The sequence below is a fragment of the Pseudomonas sp. 29 genome, from assembly GCF_002754355.1.
Lineage (GTDB): Bacteria > Pseudomonadota > Gammaproteobacteria > Pseudomonadales > Pseudomonadaceae > Aquipseudomonas > Aquipseudomonas neuropathica.
The window spans coordinates 4,971,218-4,983,664 of record NZ_PEEY01000001.1 but is presented as its reverse complement, the minus strand read 5'-3'; the positions used below and the strand labels follow the sequence as shown (position 1 = coordinate 4,983,664).

The window sequence follows — 12,447 nt, the reverse complement described above, 5'->3', positions numbered from 1 at the left end:
ACTGGCCTGAATGTCCTCCCGTGAGTTACCCTTACGGCTTATGTGTGTTTTCCCACAAGGATCCAAGAAATGTCCGAGCCAGTTAAACTGCGCGCTCACAACCAGGCCCATTGCAAGGATTGCAGCCTGGCCCCTCTCTGCCTGCCACTTTCTCTGAATCTGGAAGACATGGATGCGCTGGACGAAATCGTTAAACGCGGCCGCCCGTTGAAAAAAGGCGAGTTCCTGTTCCGCCAGGGCGACACGTTCGATTCCGTTTATGCAGTACGCTCCGGCGCCCTGAAGACCTTCAGCCTCAGCGACAGCGGCGAAGAGCAGTTGACGGGTTTCCACCTGCCGAGCGAACTGGTCGGCCTGTCCGGCATGGACACCGAGAAACACCCGGTCTCCGCCCAAGCACTGGAAACCACTTCGGTCTGCGAAATCCCTTTTGAACGTCTCGACGAACTGGCCCTGCAACTGCCGCAGCTACGCCGCCAGTTGATGCGCGTCATGAGCCGGGAAATCCGCGACGACCAGCAAATGATGTTGCTGCTGTCGAAAAAAACCGCCGACGAGCGCATCGCTACCTTCCTGGTCAACCTCTCGGCCCGCTTCCGCGCTCGCGGCTTTTCGGCCAACCAGTTCCGTCTGAGCATGTCGCGCAATGAAATCGGTAACTACCTCGGTCTGGCGGTGGAAACCGTGTCCCGGGTTTTCACCCGTTTTCAGCAGAACGAACTGATCGCCGCCGAGGGCAAAGAGATTCACATCCTCGACCCGATCCAGCTCTGCGCGCTGGCCGGTGGCTCGATCGAAGGCTGATCTCGATCCGCGGTTGAGCGAAGCGTTTCAGCCGCGGGTATACTGCGCCGTTTGCAGCCCTGCCAGGACACCTCGACGATGGTCTTCGACTCCTTCGACATCAAATCGCTTATCCGCCCTGTGATCGACTTCCCGAAACCGGGCGTGATCTTTCGCGACATCACCCCGCTGTTTCAGTCGCCGACGGCTCTGCGCCTGGTGATGGACAGTTTCGCCCACCGCTACGTCGAAGCTGATTTCACCCACATTGGCGCGATGGATGCCCGTGGCTTCCTGATCGGCTCGGTGTTGGCCTATCAGTTGAACAAGCCGCTGGTGCTGTTCCGCAAGCAAGGCAAACTGCCGGCGGACGTGCTGGCCGAAGGTTACGCAACCGAGTACGGCGAAGCGTTCCTGGAAGTGCACGCCGACAGCCTGTGTGAAGGCGATTCGGTGGTGATGTTCGATGATTTGATTGCCACGGGCGGGACGTTGATCGCAGCAGCCAACCTGATTCGCCGCATGGGCGCGCGGGTGCATGAGGCGGCGGCGATTATTGATTTGCCGGAGCTGGGTGGTTCGCAGCGTCTTGAGGACATGGGCATTCCTAGCTTCTGCCTGACGCAGTTTGCCCTGACTGATAAATAAGTAGCGCCCTCCCGGACGCTTTCGCGAGCAAGCTCGCTCCCACAAGGGAACGCATTCCAACTGTGGGAGCGAGCTTGCTCGCGAAGGATCCGGCAGCCTCACGGCGAAACCTAAAGGCCCATCTGCTTGCTAATGATCTCGTTCATCACTTCCCGCGTCCCGCCGCCAATCGACAGAATGCGGTTATCCCGATACAGCCGCTCCACCAGACTTTCGCGCATATAACCCAGCCCGCCAAGAATCTGCACCGCCTCGGTGGTGATCCGGTCCGAGGTGTCCGTGGCAAAGTTCTTCGCCATGGAAATTTCCTTGATCACACTCTGCCCCGCCGCCATCTTCGCCGCTTGCCGGTAAGTAAACTCGCGTGAGACTTCCAGCGCAGTCGCCATCTCGGCGAGGCGATGCTTGATCACCTGAAACTTGCCGATCGGCTTGCCAAACGCTTCGCGCTCGCGCGCCCACTTCAGGCTTTGCTCCAGTGCAAGCTGTGAGGTCATGTTGGCCATCAGCGCCAACGCCAGCCGTTCGCTCTGGAAATTGCCCATGATGCAGGCGAAGCCCATGTTCTCGGCGCCGATCAGGTTTCCTGCAGGCACGCGGCAATCGTCGAAGAACAACTCAGCCGTGTCCGACGCCCACCAGCCCATTTTTTTCAACTGACGGCCAACGGTGAAGCCCGGCGTACCCTTCTCGATCAGCAGCAGACTGATGCCGCCAAACCCCGGCGCACCGGTGCGCACCGCGACAGTGTAGAAATCGGCGCGCACGCCACTGGTGATAAAGGTTTTGCTGCCGCTGACGCGATAGACATCGCCGTCACGCACGGCGCGGGTTTGCAGGTTGGCGACGTCGGAGCCACCGCCCGGTTCGGTAACCGCCAGCGCGCTGATCTTTTCACCGCTGAGCACCTGTGGCACGACCCGGTCACGTACCTCCGGGCGCGCCCATTTGACGATCGGTGGCAGGCCGATATCCAGCGACCCCAGCCCCGCTACCAGGCCGCCAGAGCCGCAGCGCATCAACTCTTCACTCGCGGCGACCTTGGCGAACAGATCGCCTGCATGGCTGCCTCCCAGCGCTTCCGGATAACCGATGCCGAGGATGCCTGCCGCGCCAGCCTTCAGGTACAGCTCGCGGGGGAAGCTTTCGGCTTCTTCCCACTGATCGATGTCCGGCAGGATCTCGCGTTCGACGAAACGTCTGACGCTGTCGCGGACCAATTGGTGGCTGGGGTCGAAGTATTCCTGAAAGGCAGGCATGGGCGAGCTCCACGGAAGGGTTCGCCGAACTTAACCGAGCGCTTGCTTGGTTTTCAACTCAATTGTGTGAATCAGCCAAACCGAGTCGCCCCATTCGCGAGCAAGCTCGCTCCCACAGGGGATTTGTGAATGACACAAAACCAATGTGGGAGCGAGCTTGCTCGCGAAGGCGTCAGCTCAGACACTGCAAATTCAGAGAGAAATCGGTTTACGCCCGGCAAACGAATGCGCCAGCGTGCCGCCATCGACCAGTTCCAGTTCACCACCCAACGGCACGCCGTGGGCAATCCGCGAGGCGATCAGGCCTTTGTTGCTCAACAGCTGAGCAATGTAATGCGCCGTCGCCTCACCTTCCACGGTCGGGTTGGTCGCGAGGATGACTTCGGTAAACGTGCCCGCCTCTTCGATCCGCGTCATCAACTGCGGAATGCCGATCGCCTCAGGCCCCAGGCCATCGAGCGGCGACAAATGCCCCTTGAGCACAAAGTAGCGGCCACGGAAACCGGTCTGCTCGACCGCATACACATCCATCGGCCCTTCCACCACGCACAGCAACGTATCGTCACGGCGGGTATCGGCGCATTGCGGGCACAGATCGTCTTCGGTCAGCGTGCGGCACTGACGGCAGTGACCGACCCCTTCCATGGCCTGGCTGAGGGCCTGGGCCAGGCGCAAGCCGCCGCTGCGGTCACGCTCAAGCATCTGCAACGCCATGCGCTGAGCGGTTTTCTGCCCCACGCCCGGCAAAGTGCGCAAGGCGTCGATCAGTTGGCGAATCAAAGGGCTGAAGCTCATGGGTAAAAAGTCCGACAAAACAACGAGACGCGGTTTATACCCGCGCCTCTGGCCAGCGTCAAATACTCAGTCCTGGGCGACCTTCACCACCAGTTTGCCGAAGTTGCGCCCTTCCAGCAGACCGATAAACGCCTCGGGCGCCTGCTCCAGGCCTTCGACCACGTCCTCGCGGAATTTCACCTTGCCATCGCGTACCCACGGCACCATGTGGCTGATGAACTCCGGCTGACGATCACCGTAATCGTCGAACACGATGAAGCCCTGAATGCGCACGCGTTTGGTCAGCAGCGTGCGTTGCAGCATCGGCAGGCGATCCGGGCCTTTTGGCGCTTCGGAGGCGTTGTAACCAGCGATCAGACCGCACAACGGAATGCGCGCCTTGGGATTGAGCAGCGGCACCACGGCATCGAACACATGACCACCGACGTTCTCGTAATAGATGTCGATGCCGTTGGGGCAGGCCTTGGCCAATTGCTCGGCAAAATCGGGCGCCTTGTGATCGATGCAGGCATCGAAACCCAGCTCTTCGACCACGTACTTGCACTTCTCGGCACCGCCGGCCACGCCGACTGAGCGCAGCCCTTTGATCTTTGCCACCTGGCCGACCACCGAGCCCACCGCGCCGGACGCAGCCGCCACCACCAGCGTTTCGCCTTCTTTCGGCTGACCGATGTCCATCAGCCCCATGTACGCGGTCATGCCGGGCATGCCCAACACACCCAGCGCCATCGACGGGCTCGGCAACCCGGCAGGGATCGGCATGATGTCACGGCCATCGCTGATGCTGTGGCTCTGCCAACCGGTCGCGCCGACCACCAGATCGCCTTTATGGAATTTCGGATGACGTGAATCCTCGACACGGCTGACCGCGCCGCCGGTCATCACTTCACCGATTTGTACCGGCGCGGCGTAGGACGGTGCGTCGCTCATGCGCCCGCGCATGTAGGGATCGAGGGACAGGTACAGGGTTTTCAACAATACCTGACAGTCCTGCAGATCCGGCAAGGCTTCGCGTTCGAGGCGGAAGTTTTCCGGGGTCGGCGCGCCAACCGGACGCGAGGCGAGGACGAAGCGTTGGTTGAGGGTAAGAGAGTCGGACATGTCAGCGTCTCCTGTGAAAGTTTAATTCAGCGGGTATAGGGAGCAGACCGTTGAGGCTTTTGCGCGTTCGATGTTTATTCAGTTGTACCGAGGTGAGTTGATCGTTCCCATGCTCCGCGTGGGAATGCCGCAACGGACGCTCCGCGTTCGGCTCTGGACTTGGAACGCGGAGCGTCCCGGGCTGCATTCCCACGCAGAGCGTGGGAACGATCGGTCAGAAACAAAAATGCCAGGCGCAATGCCTGGCATTTTGTGTAGCTCATCTGCCGCCGGTTGGCGAATCAGAATGGCAGTTTCATACCGGCCGGCAGGTTCATGCCAGCGGTCATGTTGCCCATTTTGTCCTGGCTGTTCTTTTCGATCTTGCGCACTGCGTCGTTGACGGCGGAGGCGATGACCGCTTCCAGCATTTCTTTGTCATCTTCGCTCATGCCTTCAACCAGGCTTGGGTCGATGCTCACGCTTTTGACGTCGTGACGACCGGTCATCACCACGGTGACCATATCGCCGCCGGCCTTACCGGTGACTTCGGCGTTGGCCAGTTCTTCCTGCATCTTGGCCATTTTTTCCTGCATCTGCTGTGCCTGCTTCATCAGGCCGGCCATGCCACCTTTCATCATGGGAATCACCTCAAAAGTACTTGGATCAAAACAGCGCCCGGCCAGCGCGGCCGGGCACCTTCAGTTATTAGCCTTGGGTGACCAAGGCGTCGACAGGTTCAATAGTATCGTGTCGCACCACCGCGCCGAACTGCTGAACCATCTGCTGGATGAACGGATCGCCGTGGATCGACTCCTCCGCCTCGCGCTGACGGTTGGCGCGCCGACGGGAGGCGGCCTGGGCCGGGGTTTCCTGCTCGGGCTTGATCAGCTCGATGGTCAGGCTCAGCGTGCGACCGTGGAACTGGTTCAAGGCATCGTTGAGACGACGCTGCTGCGTGGCGTTGAACAGTGCGCTGTGCGCCGGGTCGAGGTGCATCAGCCAATGGTCGCCATCGACGGCGATCAATGTGCAGTTGGCGGCGATGCTGCCGGTCATGCCGGAGATCGGCAGTTTCGGGAACAGTTCCAGCCACTGCAACGCCAGACCTGTGGCCGGCGCCGCAGCCGGCTCTGGCTCGGGTTCCGGGGCAGGCTCGGCAGCGTGTTCGCTGGCCAGTTCGTCGAGGTAGCTGTAGGCCGAATCGATGTCCGGCTCGATGTAATCCTCATCCAGCGGCGGCTCGTCGTCCAGGTCCATGCCTGGGGTGGCGGCATCGACGTCGGCGACCGACGGCTCGGGAATCGGCGCGGCGGCCCACTCAGGCGCTTCCGGAACGACGCTGTCCGGTGTCGGCAGCGGCATCGGCGGCAACTCGGGTTGCTCGGCGGTGGTTTCTAGCACTGGTTCGACGGCGGGTTGCTGTGCAGGTTCGGGGTCGGCCTCGGGTTCCACCGGGTCATTCCACGGCAGGTCGACGACTTCTTCAGCGACGAGAGGCGCTGGCTCAGGTTCTGGCGCGGCAACAGGAGCAACCGGCGCCGGCTCGGGAGCCGGTGCAGGTGCAGGTGCAGGTGCAGCCACTGGCGCAGGCGCTACAGCAGGCGTCGGCGCAACAGCCGCAGCGACTACCGGCGCAGGTTTAGGCGCGGCAGCCACGGAGTTTGCGGAATCAACTGTGGCCTGGCTGATCCCCACTGGCTTTAGCGGTTGCCTCGGCGCGTCCGCGGTATCTGCCGGCCGGAAGGCGAGCATCCGCAGCAACACCATTTCGAAGCCACCACGCGGATCCGGCGCCAGCGGTAAATCGCGGCGGCCGATAAGGCCCATCTGGTAATAGAACTGCACGTCTTCGGCCGGCAAGGCCTGCGCCAATGCCAACACGCGATCGCGGTCGCCATGGCCATTGTCGACGCCTTCCGGCAACGCCTGAGCGATGGCCACGCGGTGCAGCACGTTGAGAATTTCCGAGAGCACGCCGTTCCAGTCCGGACCTTGTTCGGCCAAGTGACGCACGGCTTCGAGCAACGCCTTGGCGTCGCCTTCGATCAACGAATGCAGGACGTCATAGACCTGACCGTGATCCAGGGTGCCGAGCATCGCCCGCACGTCGGTAGCGAGAACCTTGCCCTCACCGAAGGCAATCGCCTGGTCGGTGAGGCTCATGGCGTCACGCATCGAACCGTCAGCGGCGCGACCGAGCAGCCACAGTGCATCGTCTTCGAACGGTACGTTCTCGGCAGTGAGAACGTGGGTCAAATGCTCGACCACACGCTCCGGCGTCATGTTCTTCAGCGAGAACTGCAGGCAGCGCGACAAAATCGTTGCCGGAAGTTTCTGCGGGTCAGTGGTCGCCAGGATGAACTTGACGTACGGCGGCGGCTCTTCGAGGGTTTTCAGCAGCGCATTGAAGGAATGGCTGGAGAGCATGTGCACTTCGTCGATCAGGTAGACCTTGAAGCGCCCACGGCTTGGCGCGTACTGCACGTTGTCGAGCAGTTCGCGGGTGTCTTCGACCTTGGTGCGGCTCGCGGCATCGATCTCGATCAGGTCGACGAAGCGCCCCTCATCGATTTCCCGGCACACCGAACACTCGCCGCACGGGCTGGAAGTGATACCTGTCTCACAGTTCAGGCATTTGGCAATGATCCGCGCAATCGTGGTTTTACCCACCCCACGCGTACCGGTAAACAGGTACGCGTGGTGCAGCCGCTGGCTGTCCAAGGCATTGATCAGAGCCTTGAGCACATGGGTCTGGCCGACCATTTCGCGGAACGAGCGCGGACGCCATTTACGTGCAAGAACCTGATAACTCATCGAAAACCGTCGCAACGAAGGAAGCTGAAGCGGCTAATGCTAGCGGAGCAAGGGCAAAATTGCATCCGGTGTCCTCGTCTAATATGGCTAAGCTGCATGAGCAGAGGCTTTTATCGGCTCGGGATCGGGAATTACCGGAGCGTTTATGCGGTGGGCCGTGGGGGCGTTGCTGGGAATCAGCCTGAATGTGACGGCAGCGGAAACCCCGTTGCGCTTCGCCATGCCCGACAGCTGGGCGATGCCGATGGTGCAATACGAACGCGGGCGACCCACGCAAGGCATTCTTTACGATCTGATGCTCAGCCTGGCCACGCAAGTCGGCGTACCGGCCGAGTTTCACGTCCTGCCCCGCGCCCGCGTGCAGAGCGCGATGGAACACGGCGAGATCGACGTGCGCTGCTATGCCGCACAGTCGTGGCTGCCGAATCAGTCGGGGGACTACATCTGGAGTCTGCCGTTGTTCTTCCAGCGCGATCTGTTGATCAGCCGCAAGGATCAACCTGCCAGTGTCGTCCCCGCGCATTTGCCCCGCCAATCCATCGGCACCGTTCTGGGCTACACCTACCCTACCCTGCAACCGCTGTTTGATGCGGATCGGCTGCAACGTGAAGATGCGCGCAATCAGGAGCAGGTGCTGGAGAAACTGCTGGCCGGGCGTTATCGCTATGCAGTGAGTAACCAGTGGACGCTGGACTGGTTTAATCAGCGGTTGATGCCTGAGCAGCAACTGCAAGGTGTCGCCGTGTTGCAGGAGCAGAAGGTGGGTTGCTATGTGCGCAATGACCCGAAGGTGCCGGTGCAACTGGTCTTGCGCACGTTGTTGCGGATGAAGATATCGGGGGAGATTGATGAGATTATCCGGCTCTACACCGGCCACTCCGACAACACCCCATAACCTTGTGGGAGCTGGCTTGCCAGCGATTGCGGATTTTCAGTCAAATAGATGAACCTGACACACCGCTATCGCTGGCAAGCCAGCTCCCACAGGGTCATCTTCAACAGGGGGAATATGTGTCGATTTGGCAAATCGCAGGCACAAAAAAACCGCAGTGGGCGAAACCCATGCAGTTCTGTTTGAAGCGTTCGATTGTTCGTTAAGGTGGTAACCCCACCAGCCACACCCCGGCACACAATGTTCCCGCTGTGGCTGCTGCCTTCCGGCTCTGACCAGGTTCACGGGTAATCGTTGCGGGGGGACCGATGGGGTCACCATAACGACGCTTGCCTGTCGGCGAGCCGCGCCATTGTACCTATCTGAGACGAAGTTACAACCGTTGGTTGCAGATTAAAAATATGAACGGGTTCAAGGACATAAAGATCGCAGCCTGCGGCAGCGCCTACAGGGCCAGAACTTCATCCGCCCTGCCGCCCGCCTGCTGGATCACCAGATGAATGAAGTGCAGTTTGGCAATCGCTGGCGCCGGCAGCACGAACGGGTAGAAATCCGGCTGGCCCATGCTCCGTGACAGCTCATTGAGCATGCCCGCCAGTTCGATCCACGCGTTGACGAATGACAGGAACGCCTCGCCACCGGGATGCTCCGGGTCGTACAGCGTGCTGGGCGGAAACGGCTGGTAGTCGAAATCCATTTCCCGCGCACTCATGCCAAAACCCAACGCCGTGTCCACCGCATCCATCATGTGCAGGTAATGCGCCCAGGTTTCCGCCCAGTCTTCCCAGGGATGCATGGTTGCGTAGGCGCTGACGTAGTGCTGCGGCCAGTCCTGAGGTGCGCCTTGTTGATAGTGACGATCAAGCGCTTCGGCGTAACTGGCGCGTTCGTCGCCGAACAGGCTGCGGAACGAGCCGAGCCAGGGGCCGTTGGCGATCAGGCGATCCCAGTAATAGTGGCCAACCTCATGGCGAAAATGCCCGAGCAGTGTGCGGTAGGGTTCATGCATCGCCGCCCTCACCTGCTCGCGGTGGGCGTCGTCGGCTTCTTTGATGTCGAGGGTGATCAGGCCATTGGCGTGGCCGGTCATCGGTGCGTTGCCTTCGAGGTCGACGCCGATGAAGTCGAAGGCCAGCCCAGTGTCTTCATCAACGGTTTTCGGGATGACTTGCAGGCCGAGGGTGATCAGTTGCGCAACGAGGCGACGCTTGGCGATTTCGACTTTGCGCCAACGCTCAGGGTTGTCCGGGGCGGACAGGTCGGGGATGGTGCGGTTGAGGCTGCAGGCGATGCACAGGCTGTCGTGATCGTTGGCCGGCAGCAGCCAGTTGCACGCGGCGGCTGTGTCGAGGTTGGCGCAGCGGCGGAACAGGCCGGCCTCGGGGTCGGCATCGAGCGTCCAGGTGCCCTCATACGGCCCCGGCTGCAGCGAGGTCAGGCGACTTTCTTCGGCTTGATAACCGAGTAACGCATTACAGGCCAGGCACTGGCTGTTGCGAAAGAACAGCGACTGGCCGCAGCGGCACGGCCAGACTTTACTGTTGCGTGAGGATTCGCCCGTGAACGGCGCGATGATGCGGGAACTGAGCTGCTCGAAAAAGCGGTGCATGGCGATCTCTCCCTGGGGCTTGCCAAGACTAGATCATTCCCGTGACAACATCGTTCCCGCGCTTTGCTGATCGTTCCAACGCTCTGCGTGGGAATGCATCCAGTGACGCTCTGCGTCACAGCGGACGCGGAGCGTCCGGAGCGGCATTCCCACGCGGGAGCGTGGGAACGATCAATCTTAAACGGCGACGCCGTGAGTTTTGAGGAAGGCGATGAAGGTTTCTTCGTCCATCACTTTCACGCCCAGCTCATTGGCCTTGGTCAGTTTGGAACCAGCGCCGGGGCCTGCGACCACACAATGAGTCTTCGCCGACACGGAACCGGCAACCTTGGCGCCAAGGCTTTCCAGATGTTCCTTGGCGACATCACGGCTCATCAGCTCAACCTTGCCGGTCAGCACCCAGGTCTCGCCGGACAGCGGCAAGCCCTCAACAACCTTCTTCTCGCTCTGCCAGTGCATGCCGAAATCACGCAGTTGCTTTTCGGATGCCTCAGCCAGTTGCCGGTTCTCAGGCAGCGCAAAAAACTCGCGAACCGAATTCGCCTGTTTCTCCGGCAAGGCCTGACGCATGTCCAGCCAGTCAGCATTCATCACCGCTTCCAGCGAACCGAACTTGTCCGCCAGCTTCTGCGCGCCACCGGGGCCGACCGAAGGAATGTGCAGCTTGTCGAGAAAGCCACCCAACGTAGTGCTGGCCGCGAACTCGGCGCCCAACTCACCCTGATCCTGAATCTGCAGACCATGGCCCAGCAACTCAGCGATGACCTGCTGGTTATGCGCATCTTCAAAGAAGCTGTGAATCTCGTGCGCCACTTCCAGCCCCACATCCGGCAGATAGGTCAGCACTTGCGGCAGCGCCTGCTGCACGCGCTCCAGCGAACCCAGCGAGCGCGCCAGGACCTTGGCAGTCTCCTCGCCGACATCAGGGATACCCAGTGCATAGATAAAACGCGCCAGCCCCGGTTTCTTGCTGTCTTCGATGGCCGCCAGCAGTTTGTTGCTCGATACCTCGGCAAAACCTTCCAGATCGACGATGTCATCGAACTTCAGCGCATACAGATCGGCCGGCGAACTGACCAGACCTTCATCGACCAGTTGCTCCACGCTTTTGTCGCCCAAGCCTTCGATGTCCATCGCCCGACGCGAGACGAAGTGAATGATCGCCTGCTTCAGTTGCGCGCCACAGGCCAGTCGGCCCACACAGCGATACACCGCGCCTTCGCTGACGGTTTCCTTGCCTTTGCTGCGCTTGATCAGTTGCGTGCGCTCGACGTGCGAACCGCACACAGGGCAGCTCCCGGGAATCTGCACCGCGCGCGCATTTTCGGGACGGCGATCCATGACCACTTGCACCACCTGCGGAATCACATCACCGGCGCGACGGATGATCACGGTGTCGCCGATCATCAGGCCCAGACGCGCGACCTCATCCATGTTGTGCAGCGTAGCGTTGGCCACGGTGACGCCGGCGACCTTGACCGGTTTCAAACGAGCGACCGGGGTGACAGCACCGGTACGACCGACTTGAAACTCGACGTCGAGCAGCTCGGTGAGTTCTTCCATAGCCGGGAATTTGTGCGCGATCGCCCAACGCGGTTCGCGGGCGCGGAAGCCCAGTTCGCGTTGATCGGCAATGCTGTTGACCTTGAACACCACGCCGTCAATTTCGTAGGCGAGCGCGTTACGGCGCGCGCCGATGTCGCGGTAGTAATCGAGACATTCGCCGATGCCCTTGGCCAGTTTCAGTTCGTGACTGATCGGCATGCCCCACTTCTGCAACTGCTTGAGGTTGCCGATGTGCGTATCGGAAATATCGTGGGAGACCTGGCCGATGCCGTAGCAGCAAAACTCCAGCGGACGGTTGGCGGTGATCTTCGAGTCGAGCTGGCGCAGGCTACCAGCGGCAGCGTTGCGTGGATTGGCGAAGGTCTTGCCGCCGATTTCCAGTTGCGAGGCGTTGAGACGCTCGAAGCCGGCCTTGGACATGAACACTTCACCGCGCACTTCCAGGGTCGCCGGCCAGCCTTCGCCATGCAGTTTCAGGGGAATGTTGCGCACGGTGCGCACGTTGACGCTGATGTCTTCGCCAGTGGTGCCGTCGCCGCGCGTGGCGCCGCGTACCAGCACGCCGTCCTGATAAAGCAGGCTGACCGCCAGGCCATCGAGTTTCGGCTCGCAGCTGTACTCCACCGCAGCACCGCCACCGAACAGATCGCCGGCCGGCAGGTCCAGACCTTCGGTCACCCGGCGATCAAATTCGCGCATATCGGTTTCTTCGAAAGCGTTGCCGAGGCTGAGCATCGGCACTTCGTGACGCACCTGGGTGAACGCGGTGAGCGCCACGCTGCCGACGCGCTGGGTCGGCGAATCGCTGGTGATCAGTTCCGGGTTGGCCGCTTCCAGCGCTTTGAGCTCGTGGAACAACCGGTCGTACTCGGCGTCCGGAATGCTCGGCTCGTCGAGTACGTGGTAACGGTAGTTGTGCTGATCGAGTTCAGCGCGTAGCTCGAGAATGCGGTTTTTGGCGGCGGTCATGGGTGGTCTCTCAAAAAGCAAAAGAGCAG

At 60.9% G+C, this 12,447-nt stretch carries 10 protein-coding genes and 1 other RNA gene; 3 read left to right on the top strand and 8 right to left on the bottom strand.

What is annotated here, in order from left to right:
• The first annotated feature begins 69 nt into the window (after positions 1 to 69).
• Together fnr and CLU80_RS23120 are read left to right on the top strand one after the other, a co-directional pair.
• On the top strand, positions 70 to 804 hold the full coding sequence (gene fnr, locus CLU80_RS23125) for a fumarate/nitrate reduction transcriptional regulator Fnr (RefSeq protein WP_007918332.1): 735 nt from the start codon (positions 70 to 72) through the stop codon (positions 802 to 804).
• A gap of 78 nt (positions 805 to 882) precedes the next feature.
• Entirely contained in the window at positions 883 to 1,431 is a 549-nt protein-coding gene (locus CLU80_RS23120; protein WP_034152844.1) for an adenine phosphoribosyltransferase, read from the top strand.
• Positions 1,432 to 1,541: 110 nt separating this feature from the next.
• Here CLU80_RS23120 and CLU80_RS23115 read toward each other — a convergent pair whose 3' ends face one another.
• The 5 genes from CLU80_RS23115 to dnaX form a co-directional block, all read right to left on the bottom strand.
• The gene (locus tag CLU80_RS23115; protein WP_099758474.1) at positions 1,542 to 2,690 is read right to left on the bottom strand and encodes an acyl-CoA dehydrogenase family protein; all 1,149 of its coding nucleotides are present in this window, start codon (positions 2,688 to 2,690) and stop codon (positions 1,542 to 1,544) included.
• 192 nt (positions 2,691 to 2,882) lie between these two features.
• Complete coding sequence (gene recR, locus CLU80_RS23110) at positions 2,883 to 3,485, bottom strand: recombination mediator RecR (protein WP_007918335.1); 603 nt, start codon at positions 3,483 to 3,485, stop codon at positions 2,883 to 2,885.
• A gap of 66 nt (positions 3,486 to 3,551) precedes the next feature.
• Positions 3,552 to 4,586, bottom strand: a complete 1,035-nt coding sequence (curA, locus tag CLU80_RS23105) for an NADPH-dependent curcumin/dihydrocurcumin reductase (protein WP_099758473.1) — start codon at positions 4,584 to 4,586, stop codon at positions 3,552 to 3,554.
• A 281-nt stretch (positions 4,587 to 4,867) separates the two neighbouring features.
• Complete coding sequence (locus tag CLU80_RS23095) at positions 4,868 to 5,206, bottom strand: YbaB/EbfC family nucleoid-associated protein (protein ID WP_016984747.1); 339 nt, start codon at positions 5,204 to 5,206, stop codon at positions 4,868 to 4,870.
• A gap of 67 nt (positions 5,207 to 5,273) precedes the next feature.
• On the bottom strand, positions 5,274 to 7,382 hold the full coding sequence (gene dnaX / locus CLU80_RS23090; RefSeq protein ID WP_099758471.1) for a DNA polymerase III subunit gamma/tau: 2,109 nt from the start codon (positions 7,380 to 7,382) through the stop codon (positions 5,274 to 5,276).
• Between the two features lie 145 nt (positions 7,383 to 7,527).
• Here dnaX and CLU80_RS23085 point away from each other — a divergent pair, with 145 nt between their 5' ends.
• The gene (locus CLU80_RS23085) at positions 7,528 to 8,277 is read left to right on the top strand and encodes a substrate-binding periplasmic protein (protein ID WP_095047726.1); all 750 of its coding nucleotides are present in this window, start codon (positions 7,528 to 7,530) and stop codon (positions 8,275 to 8,277) included.
• Positions 8,278 to 8,488: 211 nt separating this feature from the next.
• Here CLU80_RS23085 and ffs read toward each other — a convergent pair.
• The 3 genes from ffs to ligA all read right to left on the bottom strand — a co-directional run bounded on the left by ffs (position 8,489) and on the right by ligA (position 12,418).
• Positions 8,489 to 8,585: signal recognition particle sRNA small type (ffs, locus tag CLU80_RS23080), an RNA gene on the bottom strand.
• A gap of 134 nt (positions 8,586 to 8,719) precedes the next feature.
• Positions 8,720 to 9,883 carry a zinc-binding metallopeptidase family protein gene (locus tag CLU80_RS23075; RefSeq protein WP_034152849.1) on the bottom strand — a complete coding sequence of 388 codons (1,164 nt, stop codon included), beginning with the start codon at positions 9,881 to 9,883 and terminating at the stop codon, positions 8,720 to 8,722.
• 177 nt (positions 9,884 to 10,060) lie between these two features.
• A complete protein-coding gene (gene ligA, locus CLU80_RS23070) occupies positions 10,061 to 12,418 on the bottom strand; it encodes an NAD-dependent DNA ligase LigA (RefSeq protein WP_099758470.1) in 2,358 nt (785 codons plus the stop codon).
• Between the last annotated feature and the right edge of the window lie 29 nt (positions 12,419 to 12,447).